This is a genomic window from Mucilaginibacter sp. RCC_168 (assembly GCF_041355315.1).
Taxonomy (GTDB): domain Bacteria; phylum Bacteroidota; class Bacteroidia; order Sphingobacteriales; family Sphingobacteriaceae; genus Mucilaginibacter.
The window spans coordinates 70701-88568 of record NZ_JBFUPN010000025.1; the positions used below are offsets into that span (position 1 = coordinate 70701).

Annotated in this window: 24 protein-coding genes; 18 read left to right on the plus strand and 6 right to left on the minus strand. The window is 40.7% G+C overall.

Features of this window, described 5'->3' with window-relative positions:
* Positions 1-10: 10 nt before the first annotated feature.
* Positions 11-1393, plus strand: coding sequence for a RagB/SusD family nutrient uptake outer membrane protein (locus tag AB6735_RS22370; protein ID WP_370998303.1), 1383 nt, complete (start codon positions 11-13; stop codon positions 1391-1393).
* A 36-nt stretch (positions 1394-1429) separates the two neighbouring features.
* Here the strand turns inward: AB6735_RS22370 and AB6735_RS22375 are convergent, their stop codons facing one another.
* From AB6735_RS22375 to AB6735_RS22390, 4 genes are all read right to left on the minus strand, one after another.
* On the minus strand, positions 1430-1780 hold the full coding sequence (locus AB6735_RS22375; RefSeq protein ID WP_370998304.1) for a hypothetical protein: 351 nt from the start codon (positions 1778-1780) through the stop codon (positions 1430-1432).
* A gap of 76 nt (positions 1781-1856) precedes the next feature.
* Positions 1857-2168: a hypothetical protein gene (locus AB6735_RS22380; RefSeq protein ID WP_370998305.1), complete on the minus strand. Its 312-nt coding sequence runs from the start codon at positions 2166-2168 to the stop codon at positions 1857-1859.
* Positions 2169-2217: 49 nt separating this feature from the next.
* Positions 2218-2424 (minus strand): HTH domain-containing protein, encoded by a 207-nt coding sequence (locus AB6735_RS22385; protein WP_370998306.1) that lies wholly within the window; start codon positions 2422-2424, stop codon positions 2218-2220.
* Between the two features lie 104 nt (positions 2425-2528).
* Positions 2529-2858: a helix-turn-helix domain-containing protein gene (locus tag AB6735_RS22390; protein ID WP_370998307.1), complete on the minus strand. Its 330-nt coding sequence runs from the start codon at positions 2856-2858 to the stop codon at positions 2529-2531.
* Between the two features lie 136 nt (positions 2859-2994).
* Between AB6735_RS22390 and AB6735_RS22395 the strand changes: the two genes are divergently transcribed.
* Positions 2995-3162 carry a hypothetical protein gene (locus tag AB6735_RS22395; protein WP_370998308.1) on the plus strand — a complete coding sequence of 56 codons (168 nt, stop codon included), beginning with the start codon at positions 2995-2997 and terminating at the stop codon, positions 3160-3162.
* Positions 3163-3192: 30 nt separating this feature from the next.
* On the opposite strand, the gene AB6735_RS22400 is transcribed toward AB6735_RS22395, so the two are convergent.
* Positions 3193-3813 carry a rhomboid family intramembrane serine protease gene (locus tag AB6735_RS22400; RefSeq protein WP_370998309.1) on the minus strand — a complete coding sequence of 207 codons (621 nt, stop codon included), beginning with the start codon at positions 3811-3813 and terminating at the stop codon, positions 3193-3195.
* A gap of 78 nt (positions 3814-3891) precedes the next feature.
* On the opposite strand from AB6735_RS22400, the gene AB6735_RS22405 reads away from it, so the two are divergent.
* The 3 genes from AB6735_RS22405 to AB6735_RS22415 all read left to right on the plus strand — a co-directional run bounded on the left by AB6735_RS22405 (position 3892) and on the right by AB6735_RS22415 (position 6940).
* Positions 3892-4560 (plus strand): hypothetical protein, encoded by a 669-nt coding sequence (locus AB6735_RS22405; protein WP_370998310.1) that lies wholly within the window; start codon positions 3892-3894, stop codon positions 4558-4560.
* Positions 4561-4605: 45 nt separating this feature from the next.
* Positions 4606-6003 carry a cysteine peptidase family C39 domain-containing protein gene (locus tag AB6735_RS22410; protein ID WP_370998311.1) on the plus strand — a complete coding sequence of 466 codons (1398 nt, stop codon included), beginning with the start codon at positions 4606-4608 and terminating at the stop codon, positions 6001-6003.
* A 91-nt stretch (positions 6004-6094) separates the two neighbouring features.
* A complete protein-coding gene (locus tag AB6735_RS22415; RefSeq protein WP_370998312.1) occupies positions 6095-6940 on the plus strand; it encodes an RteC domain-containing protein in 846 nt (281 codons plus the stop codon).
* Between the two features lie 50 nt (positions 6941-6990).
* On the opposite strand, the gene AB6735_RS22420 is transcribed toward AB6735_RS22415, so the two are convergent.
* A complete protein-coding gene (locus AB6735_RS22420; protein WP_370998313.1) occupies positions 6991-7908 on the minus strand; it encodes a bacteriophage abortive infection AbiH family protein in 918 nt (305 codons plus the stop codon).
* 660 nt (positions 7909-8568) lie between these two features.
* On the opposite strand from AB6735_RS22420, the gene AB6735_RS22425 reads away from it, so the two are divergent.
* The 13 genes from AB6735_RS22425 (at position 8569) to AB6735_RS22485 (ending at position 17862) form a co-directional block, all read left to right on the plus strand.
* On the plus strand, positions 8569-9513 hold the full coding sequence (locus tag AB6735_RS22425; RefSeq protein WP_370998314.1) for a hypothetical protein: 945 nt from the start codon (positions 8569-8571) through the stop codon (positions 9511-9513).
* 240 nt (positions 9514-9753) lie between these two features.
* Positions 9754-10164, plus strand: a complete 411-nt coding sequence (gene mobC, locus AB6735_RS22430) for a plasmid mobilization relaxosome protein MobC (protein WP_370998315.1) — start codon at positions 9754-9756, stop codon at positions 10162-10164.
* Between the two features lie 303 nt (positions 10165-10467).
* Positions 10468-11463, plus strand: coding sequence for a relaxase/mobilization nuclease domain-containing protein (locus tag AB6735_RS22435; protein ID WP_370998316.1), 996 nt, complete (start codon positions 10468-10470; stop codon positions 11461-11463).
* A 21-nt stretch (positions 11464-11484) separates the two neighbouring features.
* Positions 11485-12111: a ParA family protein gene (locus tag AB6735_RS22440; protein WP_370998317.1), complete on the plus strand. Its 627-nt coding sequence runs from the start codon at positions 11485-11487 to the stop codon at positions 12109-12111.
* The gene (locus AB6735_RS22445) at positions 12099-12458 is read left to right on the plus strand and encodes a hypothetical protein (RefSeq protein ID WP_370998318.1); all 360 of its coding nucleotides are present in this window, start codon (positions 12099-12101) and stop codon (positions 12456-12458) included. Before AB6735_RS22440 ends, AB6735_RS22445 begins: the two co-directional genes overlap by 13 nt.
* On the plus strand, positions 12455-12865 hold the full coding sequence (locus AB6735_RS22450; RefSeq protein WP_370998319.1) for a hypothetical protein: 411 nt from the start codon (positions 12455-12457) through the stop codon (positions 12863-12865). Before AB6735_RS22445 ends, AB6735_RS22450 begins: the two co-directional genes overlap by 4 nt.
* Positions 12862-13146 carry a hypothetical protein gene (locus AB6735_RS22455; protein ID WP_370998320.1) on the plus strand — a complete coding sequence of 95 codons (285 nt, stop codon included), beginning with the start codon at positions 12862-12864 and terminating at the stop codon, positions 13144-13146. Before AB6735_RS22450 ends, AB6735_RS22455 begins: the two co-directional genes overlap by 4 nt.
* A gap of 3 nt (positions 13147-13149) precedes the next feature.
* Entirely contained in the window at positions 13150-13446 is a 297-nt protein-coding gene (locus AB6735_RS22460; protein ID WP_370998321.1) for a DUF4134 family protein, read from the plus strand.
* Between the two features lie 227 nt (positions 13447-13673).
* Positions 13674-13979 (plus strand): DUF4134 domain-containing protein, encoded by a 306-nt coding sequence (locus tag AB6735_RS22465; protein ID WP_370998363.1) that lies wholly within the window; start codon positions 13674-13676, stop codon positions 13977-13979.
* Entirely contained in the window at positions 13979-14266 is a 288-nt protein-coding gene (locus tag AB6735_RS22470) for a plasmid transfer protein (protein ID WP_370998322.1), read from the plus strand. The genes AB6735_RS22465 and AB6735_RS22470 overlap by 1 nt, the downstream gene beginning before the upstream one ends.
* Positions 14244-16667 carry a TraG family conjugative transposon ATPase gene (locus AB6735_RS22475; protein WP_370998323.1) on the plus strand — a complete coding sequence of 808 codons (2424 nt, stop codon included), beginning with the start codon at positions 14244-14246 and terminating at the stop codon, positions 16665-16667. The genes AB6735_RS22470 and AB6735_RS22475 overlap by 23 nt, the downstream gene beginning before the upstream one ends.
* Positions 16664-17344 (plus strand): hypothetical protein, encoded by a 681-nt coding sequence (locus AB6735_RS22480; protein ID WP_370998324.1) that lies wholly within the window; start codon positions 16664-16666, stop codon positions 17342-17344. Before AB6735_RS22475 ends, AB6735_RS22480 begins: the two co-directional genes overlap by 4 nt.
* A complete protein-coding gene (locus tag AB6735_RS22485; RefSeq protein WP_370998325.1) occupies positions 17341-17862 on the plus strand; it encodes an MT-A70 family methyltransferase in 522 nt (173 codons plus the stop codon). Before AB6735_RS22480 ends, AB6735_RS22485 begins: the two co-directional genes overlap by 4 nt.
* Positions 17863-17868 lie beyond the last annotated feature (6 nt).

Here is a 17868-nt window from a genome sequence, read left to right on the forward strand (position 1 = left end):
TCAGACAAACATGAAAAATATAATATTCAAAAAACATACAGGTTCTAGGTTGATCTTGCTTTTCTTAGTGTTGGTAAGTACTTCTGTCGTTTCGTGTAAAAAATATTTGGATGCAAAGCCTAATCAACAACAGGTGGTTCCATCTAATTTACAGGACTTACAAGTCTTGCTGGATAACGTTTTGGTGATGAACCGCTCTTTTCCATCTATCGGTGAAGCAGCAGCAGATAATTATTACGTCACAATTACTGACTATAATGCCTTGGTTACGGTCGAAGACAAATCACTGTATTTATGGCAGCCGAATGGTATCATTCCAAACGGGCAATGGCTTGCTCCTTATCAGGTAGTCTATTACGCCAATCAGATTTTGGAAAGCCTGGAACAGATTTCCCCAACACCAACCGTTCAATCTCAACAAATCAAGGGAGCGGCTTTATTCTTCCGTGCCTATGCGTTCTTGCAATTGGCCAGTATCTTTTCAAAACCTTATAATGTACAGACCGCAGATAATGATTTAGGGATACCCATTCGGCTCACCGCTGATTTTAACCCAATTTCTGTACGTTCAACTAATCAGCAGACATATGATCGTATTGTTTCTGACTTTAAGGAAGCCGTGCCTTTGTTACCACAAAGCAGCGTTTATCCATCTCAGCCAACAAGAATAGCGGCTTATGCTGTATTGGCCAGGACCTATCTCGCAATGGGACAATATTCTATGGCTGGAGCTTATGCAGATTCATGCTTAAACCTTCAACCCGAGTTAATAAATTTCAATATCCTGAGTACAACATCTGCTAATCCGATTGCCCGGTTCAATAAGGAAACCTTGTTTTATGCCATGTCGGGAGGTTCAACCTTACTGGTTCCTTCAAGGTGTAAGATGGATTCCACGCTGTATTCTTCTTACGGTACAAATGATCTGAGAAAAACAATTTACTTTAAGAATAACAACAATGGTTCATATGCTTTTAAAGGGAACTATGATGGCAGCCAAAGCGCAACAATTTTTTCTGGGTTGGCAACAGATGAAATTTATTTGATCCGGGCGGAATGCTATGCAAGAGCAGGTCAAACCGCTAATGCATTAACAGATCTAAATACCTTACTGCAAACACGATGGAAAGCCGGAACTTTTGTACCCTTACAGGCAACGGATTCAAACACTGCATTAACTTTGATATTAAGTGAACGACGAAAAGAGTTAATATTCAGGGCGCTAAGGTGGACGGATTTAAGAAGGCTAAACCAGGAAGCTGATTTCAAAATCACAGTAAAGAGAAATTTGGGATCAACCCTTTACCAATTGCCGCCGAAGGATTTGAGGTATGAGTTTTTAATCCCGCAGGAGGTAATTACGACAAGTGGTATCCCACAGAATCCGAGATAAAAGAAAGAGAGCCAGGCTCTCTTTCTTTTATTAAAACTATTGATCCTGCAACAGCACATTGGTAGACGGTGAATGATTATTTACCGCGTTGTTGATTTCGGTCTGCAAGGCAGGAGTGATCACAGGTTTGGAATTACTGCCAACTGTCGCCTGAATGGAACACACACTTGTCGTTCCAGGGCAATCAGGAGTGCCGCTTGCTTCAACATAATTTAGCGGGTCGGTAATACTACCCGATCCATCATAGGTAAACCATGATATTGCAAAATTTGCTTTGCTGTTTTTTGCAGCTTTATGTGTGCTGGCCATAGCGATGCCAACACCTAACACAATTGTAAACATGGCTACTATAGCCATGACTTTGTTTTTGAACAGTTTAGTGTTCATAATGATTGATCTTTTTATAATAGCAAAAAAGGGCTCCAAAAACTTTATATTCGTATAATCATGTGACGGTTTGCCTTTAGGCAGGCCTCACCGGAAACTTTTGCGCCCTGGGTGCTACTGTTTCCATTTGCCCGAATAGCCCGGCACGGCTATTCGGGTTTTTCGTGAATACAGCATCTTTACGGTCGTGAGCATTGATGTGGATAACTCTGCTTGGGCAGCAAGCATAATTAAAGGCAAAACGTACATCTATAGTAAAGTAACATTTATATACGGGTATGTAATGTAGATTGAAACGGAAGGTCAGCACTACCGGAGGAGCAAGCCTGCAATAGTGAATCAAATGACTGATCAAAAAGTGAAACCAATTTTTACGTTCAATTGCCATAGCCCGTTTGTTTGATATAAAGGTAAGCTGGCTATAATGACAGAAAATGTCACTCTAATTTTTTGATGATATATTTTTTTTGTAGCCTGTCATACTGAATGTCATGCCCTCGTTCACGGAGATGGTTCAACATTCGTTTTACTGTGCGGGTGCTGCAACTGAAACGGGTGGCGATGGCTTCAATGGAGCGGAACCTATTTTTGGTAATTAGTTCCACAATGTAGTCCAGCCGCTTTTCGTACGATCTGTAGTCCATGACATCTGTTTTTTGTCCTCATTTTGATGAGTGAAAATCAGATAAATAGCTTAGATAAATTACAACCAGAAATTGTAAATTAATTCAAAAAAGTGTTTTGAATGTCACTGTAATGAAGTATGTGACTCGTTATCCTGGTTAAGGGAACTTTTTTTTCTTCGATTAGCTTGCCAGAATTTCCTTAGTTTATTCAGTGTTTTATAAACGTATTCCTGAGCCAACGCTGTACCATATTTGGGCTTTGGCATGAATATATAGGGTGAAACTTCGAGGATCTCTGCAATTTCAAAAATTCGGTTTATGGTAAGTTCCGTCTGTCCCAGTTCGATCTTGGAATATGCAGCCTGGGAGATATCAAGCTCGAAAGCCATATTCTCTTGGCTGAGCCTTTTTTCAAGCCTTTTTAATCGTATTTTCTCTCCTGTTGAATTCATTTAATAACAATGATATTCGTATTATCCTATAAGCAAATATAATAATTTACAACTAATAGTTATAGTGTCTGACTTTCATCCCGCGGAACTTTATATCAATTTCTAATAGTGGAAAGAAACATAAAATATAATCGAAATGAAAGATCTTTCAGACAATGAAGCAGATGAATTAAAAGCTGGTGCCAGTGCGTGTGCTACCAGTATTGTCTTATCTACATCAATAGGCGGACTGTTTGGTGGTGTAGGAGCGGCAATTGGTTTTATAGGTGCAGCAGCAGGTCCTGCTTGTCTTGGCATCTTCTAAATTAAATACCGGGGTGCAAATCCCCGGTATTTAGAACAAAGTAGGAGGGGAAACTACAAAGGCTGCTAAAATCCCTCCGAGTGCACCATAGAAATGAATTTCATGATTAATCATCTCATTTCCCTTCCTCCATTTGTAATAAATCAGCAGCAAAATATAAATCAACCCTGTATAAATATTTTCAACACCTCCGATAAAAGCAAAATTTACGGCTGTTCCATGTGGGTCAATGATCATAAAAGCAAACAGGCATCCCATAACACTTGGCGACGAACCGGCACTGGAATTATCAAAGTTGTTCCGGTATCTCAAAGTATAAAGTATATTGCTTGTAGCCAGACAAATAAAAAAGATTTCTAAAAACTGCCAGCTTCCGTATTCAGACTTTCTTCTCAAAACTTCTTCGAGATCAGAACAAAAAACATACAAAGTTACTTCATTTAAGATCAGGTGCATTAGATCATTGTGGACAAAGTCTGCTGTAAAAAGACGGTAGTATTCTCGTTGGTGAATAATGCTATACGGATGAAGTAACAGGCGCGCGAATATATTTCTTCGGTATATGCCGATTAGACTTACAATTAAAATTGTTGTAGCCAATCCGTAAGTCGCAGGACTCATTGAACGAGATATGGTGATAAGTAGCGTCATGCGTAATTATCTGATTCAGTGCAAACACCCCTGGCTGTAATTTACAACTATTAGTTATTGTTTATTGCACGTTGCAACATGAAATTTACTAAAAAATCTATGAATATGAAATTATTGTTAAAAAATTGTTACTTAAACCTTATTGTTTTACTGACGCTGACTTTCATTCTGATCTACTTTACTAACCGATATATACTTACCGTGGGTTTCTACGAAAATAGCTCAGACCCGCTTTCGGGGATACCCGGTGAAAGCCAGAGGATTTATGAAAGTTTGCAGTCTTGGATTTATATTTCTTCGGCGATATACCTGATCGCTAAATTATTCATCATTTCAGTTATTCTCAGCATAGCGCTTTATCTGAATGATCAGCAGATAAAGTTCAATCGGATTTTCAAGGTTACAATACTTGCAGAGTTTATATTTCTAATCCCCGCTTGTATAAAAATTGTTTCCTTTCGCACAGTATTTCCGGACGGAACAGTATCTGATTGGCATCAGTATTATATTCTGTCTGCTTTATCCTTATTTAAGGGGGTTCCTGCGGACTGGGCCTATGCACTTCAAACCTTGAATGTATTTGAAGTAGGCTATTGGTTTCTGTTGGCGTTCGGAATAAGTAGAATTTCAGGATTGGATTATGATCTGTCGCTAAGGACGGTAGTTGTATCCTACCTGCCAGCCCTTATAATATGGGTGGCCGTAGTTACTTTTTGTACACTTATCTTGTTTCCTGGCTTTGGTTGAAAAGCACGCCCAATACATCTATATTATCTATAATTCTTTATAACTATGAAAGATTTTAATTTACTCAGAAGTAAGTTTGTAAGGCAGTCTGGTCAAAATGACTGCGGCACGGCTTGTATGGCTATGATTCTTAATTACATCGGTAGGACAAAGGATTCTGCAATAATGCTTGCTGAGACCCTCGTGCCGGAAACAGGCTTATCACTGCTTGATTTGCGAAAACTGGCAGGTACACTTGGTATTAATGCCCGATGTGTTGCTATGGATTTAGCGACATTGCGTAGTATCGAAAAGCCAGTGATTCTTCATACGGTTACAGATGGAAGGGGAAATCATTTTGTCGTTTGCTATGGAAGTATACAGCAGCAGCACACTTGGTATTACATCATTGGAGATCCGGCACAGCAGATGACTGTGATTCCCGAAAACGAGTTTGAAATTATTTGGCAAAGTAACGCAGCATTATACTTTGAAGATATTGTATTTAGAAGTACTGACTTACGGGATCAGGCATGGATTTCACTATTTTCCATCAAAGTATTTCCAACTGCCTTATGGGTGGCCATTCCCTTTTTAAATATATGTGCAACATTCCTCGGTATTGCACTATCATGGGTACTACAACAGGGAATTAATGATTCTCTCGCAGAAAAAAAGAAAAGCCTGATCATTGCTGTACTATTGCTGTTGTTGGTCATCATACTTTTTAAAAGTGTGGTATCGTATATAAAACAACATGTACTCATTAAACTCAGTAACGAGGTCAATGAGCAGTTCATAAACTCTTTTATACAAAAGATCTTTAGTAGGAGGGGTAATGCTAACTTAATAATAAATGAACGAACTTTGAAAAGCAGTATGCTGGAGGTTCAGAAGATTCAAAGTGCTGTTTCAAATTTTGCCGCAGTTATGCTTTCGGAAGGCTCGTTGATAATCTTTATACTTACTGGTTTATTTTATGCTCAGCCTTTAATAGGCCTGATTAATGCCCTATATATTATCATATTGATTGTAATTGCGCTTAAAAACGCTTCATTTCTGTCTTGTAACACCGCATATTTAAATATACTTTCCGAGACAACGGAACGAAATTTACTAAAGGACCTACAGGATAAATCAGGTTTTGAGAGAAACGAAAAACACTTGAAACTGCATCTTCAAAATCACAGTCGGTATTTATCGCAGGCCCGGACAATAGCCACAAGGATAAGCCGGACTAATTTACTTTATGAATGTATAGGCGCCGTCTCTGTATTAATTGTTTTTGCATCATGTTTGGAGAAATTGAAGCAGATGGAAATGTCTTATACCGTTTTAATGGCTCTTGTAATAGCGAGTTATTTTATAACCACATTAACGCCCAGGATCTGTAATGTATTTGTGGTAATTATCGAAGGAGCTGAAGCTTCGAGATTGTCCATTGCAAGTACTACACTGGACTAATTGTAACATTATTTCTTTTAATACAGGTGACGAAGCTTTGAAATAAGGCTTCGAATGGAATTCTATTATTAATTTTTAATTATTTTTTACCATGAACCAACAAATTGAAAAGCTGAGATCAAAGTTAACCGATGATCTTTTTGAAATAAATGAAATTGAAAGCCCGCTTGAAAAATTATCTAAAGCTTCAAAGACATTAGAAGTGGCTATTAAGGATTTGAACCAATTTATCGAAAAACACCAGTTTTCTGATGAGGAAGAAGAAATTACTTTTTTTAAAATTATTAAACCTGAATTTATTGCACTTCGGATTGAAGAGGTAATGCGTTATAACTTAATCGTGAATAAGCCGATAGGCACCGCAGAGATACAGCTCAAATACTATGAAGATGAACTGAAGGCCTTGCAAAGCTTTTTTCGGATGAATTCATTCCATTATCAGTATTATAGGACCGGAGTAAACGACCTTGATAGATTATATTTCCTGAGGGGGGCCCAGCCGCTGTCGGTTCCTTTAGCAGAAATGCCGGACGGCGATTACGCATACTTAACACCGATGAGTTTTCTGTTTGCGAAGTTTATTTCCTATGAACATATACAATATTTTATACTGGAACAGATTACTCCTCTTAAATACCCAGAGTTAAACTTGTCATCCAGGAACGGAAACCAGGTCGTTGAAATGAAATGGACAGGGGATTCCATCAATATTGTTGAGCTGGCATACGGAATTTGGCTAACAGGTCAGTTGAATAACGGTAATGCCAGCCTGAATCAAATAGTGCGCTGGCTGGAAGCGAACCTTCATGTAACCATTGGGATAGTACAAAGGCGCTTTATTGAAATAGAAAGACGTAAACGACTAAGTCCTACCAAGTATGTTGATCAGATGCGGAACGCCATAATTCAAAAAATTGAATCTGGCAATGCCCTTTAATCTGGAAACTTGTAGCTATATAATAAAGCGGTAGGATTCACATGATCAGTTTAAAATAATTTTGGTTGATTGGTATAAAACTCACTAATCTGGATTAATTCAGTATTTGCAGGGCTAATACCAATTTCGGAGATGGCGGTTTGGTAATTGGCCATATCCCTGTCACTATAATAGCTAATCTTCCATTTAACTTTGTTAGAATCAGTTTTTTCCAAAACTCGGATAAAGTAACTGTAATCAACAATAGAAATGGAGTGGCCTAAAACATGTATTTCCTCAATGTCTTTTAAGTCCTCAAAAAATGCTTCATTTTCAGCTATGATCTGGGCTGTTGGTTTATAGGTTTCAATGAAATAATCATCCAGGATCTGGTTGCCTTCATAGATACGTGGATCTATACTTTCCAGGTCCTCGTTGTCATTAAAAGATTTTCCCTGTGGTTTTCTGCTATGGCCCAGGATAAGGACTGACGTCGTATCAATAGCTTTGTTATGGATGTATTTTATGTCGGAAGGATCAACGTGATAGATCCTTTCAAGGCTGTTTGTGTAATTAAAATTTAAAAACAGTTCATGAGTTTTTATCCCAAGCCGGTTGTCAAAGGCTGTTTGTGGTATTTCAAGTTGCAATATCCAGCATGTAAATTCCGTTTTCAAGTCTTTGGTAACGATATCGATCCGGTTCTGAAGTTCATATTGATAATCATGATGGCCGGAATCGCTCCAGTCATCTGCGCCATAACTCGGAAGGTAAATCATGGCTTCGTCAACCATAGTCTCAGTGTCCAAATCTGCGAGAGTTGCCTCAAAATCTGACCATAGAGAGTCGGAGTCAAAATATTTTTCGAGGTTCTCAAATAACGGCTTATTGTTTCTTTCAACAAACTCTTTAAAATTCCAGTATGCTGATCTGATGCCGTGAAATAGATCGAAGCCATTGCCAATAATATGTAATACTCTTTTACTCATGTTGCCGCAAATATCCGATTTCGTTTTCTGCAAAACTAAATTATAGCATATCAATACTCGGGTTTCCGTAAAAATAAATACACGTTTTTTTTCGGTACTACCGAAAAGCTTGTCAATTACCCTGCTCGGATAGCTTCACCTTTGATCCCAATGAAGCTAAAAGAAGTTTGATTCTTCTGAATAAGCAACAGCGTTTTACGCAGACCTAATATGTCCTTAAAATGCGCTTATCATTAGGATTAGCTCTCAAAATCACCTTTCGAACTGAGGTCAAAATTCGCCACAGTAATGCTTAGGGGAAGCCTCATTACCAAAAGCAAAAATAACACTGGAGCACAACCAAAGCATGATATGCTTTGGTTGCCGGAAAGATGGATCTGTCACAGATCCTGGGCTCTTTGACATACGGGGACAAAGCATTATTCCGCAGGAACGGAAAATATTGCGAAGCTGAGATAGTATCAAGATTGCGAAAACGCATAGGCAGGCGAGAGCCCGGCATGTAGATGCCGACGTGAGTAGTCCCGAATATATAAACCGGTAGAAGCGAATTATCCGGGTTCGATACCCGCTGCCGGTTCACTGGTCGCTGACCATCCATAATCAGGTCCATTCAAAATAAAATAATCCCTTTCATGAAACTTTAAAAACAACTATGGCATGGCTAATTTATTAACTGAAAAAGAACTCAAGGAGCAGGGTTCTATTGTTGATCTCTTGAGCGGTTTGGGGTATCAACCGATTCCGAAACGAGGTCGTGAAAGAATGTATTACAGTATGTTACGGGGAGGTAATACCGAACCCTCCTTTAGCGTGAATGATGACCTCGGCGTATGGTTCGATCATGGGGCCTGCAGAGGCGGCAACATTATTGATTTCGGCTTGGCGTATTGGAAGCACTTAGGATTGAATGAGGTCGTTAAAAAGATTCAGGATGTTTGTTCGTTAGAAACCGGTGAAGCAAGGGTGTCGCGCCCGAAAAAAATAATAAAATGTCCGAACCATATAGTTCAACTGGTCAAGCCACTGGGCACACATCCTGCTATCACCGAATATTTAAAAGATCGCGGAGTTTTTGAAATCGCTAAAAATTACCTATCTGAGGTGTATTACTTTGTGGAAGATGAAAATAATGTACGCAAACGTTATTTCGCGGCCGGCTGGCAAAATGAAAGTAAATCATGGGAAGTTCGCAACCGGTATTTTAAAGGATGTATGGGACACAAAGCTATAACCTTCATTCCTGGTCACAATAAAAGGGCCGTCATTTTTGAAGGTTTTCTCAATTTTTTGAGCTGGCGGTTAGAGAACCCTAACGACGACCATAGCGCAATTGTTTTAAATACCCTAACCTTATTACAACAGGCCATTAATAGAGCAAAAGCATTTTCTTCATTGGATGTGTATTTTGACCGCAATAGGACAGGAGCATTGGCCACCAGGGTTTTTCTAAAAGCGTTGCCATATGCCACAGATCGTTCACGGATATATGAAGGATTTAACGATTATAACGATAAGATCAAGGTACAGTTAAAGAAAGCAGTGTCAGAGAGTAAAAAAAAGAGCGTTTTTTTTTCCGGAGTTAAGGTGCCATTTGAAAGATAGTACTTCTAATTATATGATAGAGTCGATAGAATTTATTCAAATATACTTGGCAGGAATAGTTGCTGTGCACTTCTCCAATCTTTAAATTATCACCTGAAAGCTCATTTTTCTAACTCCAGAACTTCTAATTCATAAGCTAAAATTCCGTTGTTTTTGCAACGGCAAGATGTCTTTTTGTTACACAAAAAGTCTCTTGCCCTTCCAGGGGGGATATAAAAAATTTCGCGACTCAATTTTTCTATGGTTGACTTTAAGAAGCTGAACGGACGGCCAAAATTAAAAGAGGGTAGGCGCACTAATTTCATTAATGTCAGATTCACTGATGTTGAATATAAGGAGATAGCTGATTTAGAGCAACAGTTGGGTGTTTCAAAGACCGAATTGATCAGAATGCGGATATTAACTGATGCTAAAAAGGTAGTTATCAATTCTAAGGAACTGATCAAGAATCTTGATGGGGTTGGTGCGGAGCTTGGAAGGATAGGTAATAATATTAACCAACTCGCTAAACACGCGAATATCCTTAAGCTTCAGGGTCAGCTATCACCACTCGTTATCAAAAAGTTTAATGAACTGTTTGAAGAATATATAATGGTTCAACAAACATTAGAAGCCGCACTTCGCAGTATTATCAGGGCTATGGGACTTTAGTATTTTTAGCATTTGTTATCGCGTTACGCTGTTGTAAAGGAATTCGTGATCGTTAGTTATTGAGATTGAAAGTTATTCGGTTACAAAGTTACGAGGGTAGCCTGAAAATTGTTCTAAAGATCAGGCGTTACCAAGTTATCCGGTTATAGCGTTATGAGGGTATCCAGTTACCATGTTCTAACGATCTTGCGATATCGAGTTATAAAGTTCTAATGGAACAGGGTTAGTCAGATCGCATGTTACAGCGTTATTTTGATTTCGAGATTGACTGGTACAGTGTTACGAACAAACATCCTGTCCATAATGATCGCTCATATTTTAGAAAAACCTTCCAGGGTATTTGCCGGTGTAAAATATAATACCAATAAGGTGGACCGGAACAAAGGGGAATTGATGCTCATTGCCAACTTTGGTATATTACAAGCATTAAGCTCCCCCCGGCCGCAGGACCTGGTCAATTACCTCCTGATGGTATCTGCTCAAAATAAGGGTATCCAAAAAAACACGCAGTTTCACGCGGTTATTTCAGCCCGTGGGCGGACCTATAGCAAGCAGGAATTAACAAAAGCCGCTGTTATGTGGCTGAAGGAAATGAAATATGGAGGCCAACCTTACATGGTTGTTTTTCATAAAGACACAGAAAACCATCATGTTCATATTGTTAGCTCCAGGGTGGGGAAGGACGGTATACAGATAGATCGGGATTATGAACAGATCAGGGCTGTCAGGAACATAGATAAGGTACTGGGTTACACCTTCGCTATGCAATACCACTTCAGTTCCAAGGCTCAGTTTTATTTGATTTTAGAAAATCAGGGTTTCCTTGGTCGTGACTATATCAACGAGAAAAAGTTACTGCAAAAAATAAGTTCCTACGTGCCTGATAAGGCAAGGATAGCAGAACTAAAAGAATTATTTATTGCCCAAAAGACTTCACCGGATTTTGTGCACCATATGAAAACACAATTCCAAATTGACCTGGTATTTCATTCAGCTGAAGGGAAGAGGCCTTATGGTTATACCGTTATTGACCACGCCACTAAGCGGGTTTTTAAGGGCAGTGAAATTCTGAACCTGAAATATCTGCTGGGAGGGGATATCAATCATGAACCTGTATATAAACAACCCAGCAATACTCTCCATGATTATCTGGCTGAAGATGCCATTACATATTATTCTGAATATATGCCTGAAGGTGTGTACATCAGGTCTGTTATGATTTCAGATGACGTGGATGACCAACAGATCTACGGTATGAAGCGCAGAAGACAAAAAAAAGCAAGAACAAATACCCGCTAAGGGCTAAACCCATGAAAAACTATGATCTGTTTATTTGGCAACCAAAAAGGTGGCGTAGGAAAAAGTACGCTTACCGTTCTATCAGGGAACTACCTGAGCCTGGCTAAAGAATGGCCTGTTACCATCATTGATATGGATTACCAGCAGTCTATATTCCAGAAATTTGAAAAAGCCAAAGTGCTGGAGAATGCAGAACCCTATGATGTTCTCCCGGCGACGCTGGAAACATTTCCCTTGCTGAGCAATAAGCTCACTGCAAGCAAAAAGGACGCGATACTGATCGATCTTCCTGGAAAGCTGGATGACGACGGGCTGATCCCCGTTTTTAGATCTGCCGACCTGGTCATCTGTCCCTTTACCTACGATGAATTCACCTTTGAATCTACTGTTCTGTTTACCGTAGTCCTTAAAAAGGTAAACCCAAAAGTGGATATAGTTTTCATTCCCAACCGGATTAAAGCCAATGTCAAGTTTGAGATCATGAGTGAAGTCAACGAACAGCTTGCCAAATTCGGCAAAATCAGCGCTAAGCTCCCAGACCGTATAGACTTTCAACGCATTACAACTTTCGAAACACCCTTATCTCTTGATGAACTCATCACGCCTGTTTTTGAAGTAATATTCGCCGACCGCTTATGGAAAAAATGAAAACCCTGGCTGACCAACTACGTGAACAAATGGGAAAGCCAGCTGACAAGCTGTTGAATGGGGCTCATGTTCTGGAAGAAAAACTGCCTAAAACGAGCAGGGAAAAATCGGAAAAAATCACAGAAGCTGATATTCTCAAAGCACTGATCGAATATGATAACAGCGCCAATAAAAGCATGGTTCATGCGAGATTCGATAAACAAACTGTCGATATCATGAACAAATTTAAAATGGCAACAGGTATTGATGTGACAAAATTCGTCACTTTCGCGGTTAAACATTTTCTGGAAACATACCCTGAACTTAAAACGATCATCAAACAATTCATTCAAAACACTGACTTATGACCGGTACAAAATTCACTGCTTTACTTCTCGGAAGCTACATTTCCTTTTATGTAGCCAAAATCATTTATGGTTACCCGCGCAAGAAACGCGATTTAGATAATGACCAAAAGGCACCAGCCGATGCCCCTGCAACATTAGACCACATCCCATTAAATACCGCGATTGAGCCATCCATTATTCCTGCGCGCTCCACATTAAAATCGCTTTTTGCTTACGATACCAGTGATCATCATACCTTGATGCATGTACGGTTCGACCAACAAACAGTCGATACCTTAAACAAGTTTAAACTCGCCACAGGAGTGGACATGTCGAAGTTTGTGGCTTTTGCCGTCAGACATCTGTTAAATACCAATCCCGAATTTAAATCTATCATTAATAAATACCTTCAAAGAACTCAACTATGACCTGGATAAAATTTACGCTATGGCTGCTTGGTATATATACCAGTTATTATGTAGCCCTGATCGTTTGGGATTACCTGCGCACCAAAGGCGGGGATACCGGAAATGATAAACATGAACTCACTTTTGCTGAAGATATTGAACCATTTAAATCATACGTAGATGAATCCATTCCAAACGGGAATGAATCATCTGTTGTTTTTTCAGGAGGTGTCAGCCTAAAGCAGATGTTCAACCTCGCCCGCGAAGAATCCGTTGAGTACATCAAAGCCGTTAGCTATTAGTATATGAAATTTTTCTTGACAGCCTGGTGTAGCCTGCTTACGATGATTGCGGTCGCACAGCCCGGCATAACTGATGGTTCACTGGCGCAAGCCAAACAGGACCTTACTTCGTCGTTTTTTTCTGCCTTTGATTTCGCGCTCGTATTGGCCCTGTTATTGGGCAGCATGGGGGCGCTGAAAATATATCAAAATTGGCAAATGGGCGAGAAACGTATAGATGCGGTAGTTGCTGCCTGGTTTTTCGCAGCCATTTTTATGATCCTTTCGGGTCCATTTTTGCGGGCATTGTTCGGAATCTGAATGCCTGTTGTTTTTTATGATGCTTCTTCCCAGGAGGCAATAAAAGATTTCCGTCTACATTATCTTCAATAAAACCTGCTATAGGTTTAACTGTGCAGTTCAATCCTGCCATCCCCTTTGGGTGAATTTTTAGGGGCGCTGTTCGTGATCTGAACGCTCTTTTACCATATATGACCATCTCCCAGATGGCCTTAAAAGATCTCCGCCTTTATTTTTTCTCCCTTTTAATGTTTACAAAAACAAAAAAGTTATGGGCTTCAGCCGTATTGCTGGCCCTGTCTATTCCTGTGTTTGCACAAAGCGGTGTTAACGGTCTGAACACAGCAACTTCTACCTTAAAAACCTATGTAGCCCCGGTTACCAACATCACGCTGGTGATCGGTGGTATTGTCGGTATCGTTGGTGCCATCCGTGTCTACTCAAAGTGGAACTCAGGGGACCAAGACATCAACAAAGAGCTTATGGGCTGGGGCGGCAGTTGCGTCTTCCTTGTGGTGTCCGCATTGGTGATCAAAGCTTTCTTCGGCTTATAATGGCCAGGAAGTATCCCGTATATAAGGGGCTGCAACGGCCCCTTATATTCAAAGGTTTCAAAGGCAAATTCATTTACTGGGGCATTGCCTCCCTGCTTGCAGGTCTTGTATTCGGCGCTCTAACCATGTCTCTGGTCAATATGTGGCTTGGTGCCATGGTACTCATCGGCTTTATCGTAGGCGGTTTATTATTTACTGCCGGTAAGCAAAAAGGCGGCCTTCATTCCAAAAGCCGCAATCTAAATATTTACATCCTTAATCATTATGGCCGTAAAAACCTTGTTTAACATTCCCTATGCGGGAGTGGATCAAGATGGCGAATACGATTTACTCATCGGCCTAAATGGCGAATGCTCAGTGGTTATCCAACTGGTAAACCCTGTCATCCGTTATTCCGCTTATCCGGCAGGATATGAAGAATTTCACCATCTGCTCATTAATGTTGTTAAAATATTAGGCGATGGTTACCTCTTGCAAAAGCAGGACATCATCAGCCGATCTCCTTATAAAGGCCCGCCAGCCACTGAATACCTGCAAAAACAGTATAATGCCCATTTCGATGGACGTGAATGTATGCATGTTAAAACCTATTTAACCATAACGCGCCAGGTAAAGAAAGGCGCGTTTTATGTTTACGATGGCCGGGTACTAAGGGATTTTCGCCAGGCAATCGGAAAAGTATTGGATGTGCTGCCTTCAGCAAGTGCGTTGAATGAGGGCCAGTTAAACCAACTGGTTCTACAACTGCTCAGCATGGACTTTGGCAGGTCCAACATCGTTCTTGATAACCTTGCTCCATCAGAGATAGAGATCAGGATGGGCGAAAAATCAGTACGCAGCATTAGCCTGGTCAATATTGATAACATCGATCTGCCGCCAGACGTTTCCACGTACATTGAATTGAATGACAAGGAAAGCATGCGCGGGTTTCCCGTAGACTTCCTGTCGTTCCTGTTCAAGGTCCCCGGTGTGGATGTGATCGTTTATAACCAGGTCATTGAAATACCTAACCAGGTCGTAACCCTCCGGAAGCTGGAACAAAAGAAGAAAAGGCATGCTGGTATCCCTGATCCTGCCAATCAATTATGCGTGGAGGATATCGACCTCTTGCTGAATGACGTCGCCCGCGAAAACCAGTTGCTGGTCAATTGCCATTTTAATATCCTGGTCGCGGCACCGGTTATCGCCATCCAAAGAGCGGTGAATTTTGTCGAAAGTTCGCTTTTTCAATTGGGGATCATTCCCAGCAAAAACGCGTATAATCAACTGGAACTATTTAGGACAGCCTTACCGGGAAATGGAGTAGAGCTGAAAGAGTATGATTGGTTCCTGACCACATGTGACGCGGCAATTTGCTTTTTCTTTAAAGAATCTTTGCCGAAAGACGAGCCTTCAGACTTTTTAGTCAGGTTCACCGACCGGCAGGGAATACCCGTTGGAATAGACCCCTCAGATTTGGTAATGCGCTCCGGACGGATTAATAACAGGAACCGGTTTTGTCTTGGCCCAAGTGGATCCGGTAAGTCTTTTTTCATGAATTCGCTGATAGAACAGTACATGTTGTACAACATGGATATGGTTATTGTTGATACCGGCCATTCCTACTCTGGCCTGTGTTCTTACTACCAGGGAAAGTATATCACTTATACGGATAAAACACCCATCACCATGAACCCGTTCCGAATTACAGAGGCGGAATACAATATCGAAAAAAAAGATTTTCTATGTACACTTATAAGTGTGGCGTGGAAAGGCGCTGAAGGAACATTCAGCCCGGTTGAAAGGGATGTGGTCGCTAATGTGATATCTGCCTATTATTTAAAATTCTTTGCTGATGACGGCGAACTGAGTTTCAATACTTTCTATGAATTCGCGATCGATAAAATACCGGAGATCAAAGCCGAAGAAAAGATCATTTTCGATTTTGACGAGTTTCGGTATGTACTTAAAAAGTTCTATAAGGGTGGTGAATTTGCGCCCATTCTCAACAAGGAGGCTGACAGGTCATTATTTACCGAACGGTTTATCGTGTTCGAAATTGATTCGATAAAGGAGCACAAAATTCTGTTCCCGATAGTAACGCTCATCATCATGGATGTGTTTATTCAAAAGATGCGCTACCGGTCCGACAGACGGAAAACTTTGGTGGTCGAAGAAGCATGGAAAGCCATCGCCAGCCCACTTATGGCGGGGTATTTACTCTACTTGTATAAGACCGTCCGCAAATTTTGGGGAGAAGCAATAGTCGTTACGCAGGAACTGGGCGACATCATCGGAAATGCAGTAGTAAAGGACAGCATTATCAATAATTCCGATACCATCTGCCTGTTGGATCAAACCAAATTCAAGGACAATTACAACGATATCGCAGCCTTGCTTTCTATTAATGAAACGGAGCGCCGGAAAATATTTACCATCAATCAGCTTGATAACACGGAAGGTCGTGGCCGGTTTAAAGAAGTCTATATCCGTCGCGGCGCAGTAGGGGAGGTTTATGGCGTAGAAGTGTCGCTGCACCAATACCTTACCTACACTACAGAAAAACCGGAGAAATCCGCAGTAGAAAGCTACACCAATCGCTTCGGTTCTTACCCGGACGGCCTTGATGCCTTTATCCGGGACTTTAAAGGCAGCGGTAAATTCTTACCTGCCTTCATTTCACAGGTTAATAAAAATCAAGCATCATGAAAACTTACATTTTTAAATGCCCTCTTTTAATGATCATCCTATTAATAGCTTTTTGTAATTCACACGCGCAGACATTGACCGTTGACCCTGCCGTTTCAGCGGCTATTGCCGTAAATGCAGGTGTTATTAACAGTCAATTGAATACTACTAATGACAAGTTAAACCTGATCCAGAAAGGTCAGCTGGCGGTTAGTGGTCAACTGGTTATTGTCAATAACCTGCAAAACAAGATCTACCAGGGTTTGAGCCAGGTGGCATCAGTGATCAATAACTTATCAACCATAAAAGAAATAGCTGAATGTGGTTCAGATATTATCCGTGACGTGGAGTCATCGGTAAAACTGGCCAAATCTGATCCAGTATTGTTGCTATTTGCAGAACAGGGGGCCCGGGACTTTGAAACAAGGGCGACTATACTCGCCGCTGACGTCAGCGCTTTTGTGCTGAAAGGCGGAAAAGGGAATCTCATGGACTCCGGCGAACGCGGCAAACTGCTCAATCACATTGCTGATGAAATGCGCATTCTGCGGGGTATCGCTTATGGTATGGACCGGGCGATGTACTGGGCGAAGATCAACGGCATTTTTCGCTCGCTTAACCCCTGGGCTGAATGGCAAAACCAGGATGTCAGGATCGCAAATGACGTATTAACGAACGCTAAATACCTGAAGCAATGAAACACGAGGTTATTATGGTCTGTCCGCCATGGAAGCAGTATCGCATTTACAAAAGATCGCATAGGATACTGACTGATAACATACCTCCCAAAATGTTGAAAGCCATGCTGGCGTTTCAGTTCCTGGGGGAGTGTCTCGAGCATCTGGTGTCACCAAACCACATCGTTTTCATCTGGGTTACCGAAAAATTTTCGGATGAATGCAAGGATTACATGAAACGCCTGGGTTATCAATACCAACAGTATTTGATATGGCACAGGCCAAAGTGGAAAAGGGGCACCTCAGAGGAGGTCTTCGAATATCTTATGGTTTATTATAAGGACGCTTTGTTTTCATCAGCGATAACTTTCCCCGATCCATTAAAGTCACCATTTACAGCGAGGGTTAAAAATCGGAAACGCAAACCCGCGGATGCTTATACTTTAATAGAAAGTTTATTCCCAAATAGATCGAAACTTCAAGTTTTTGGCTATACACGCCGGCCCGGTTGGAATGTATTCCACCATAATAACAAATAAAATTAT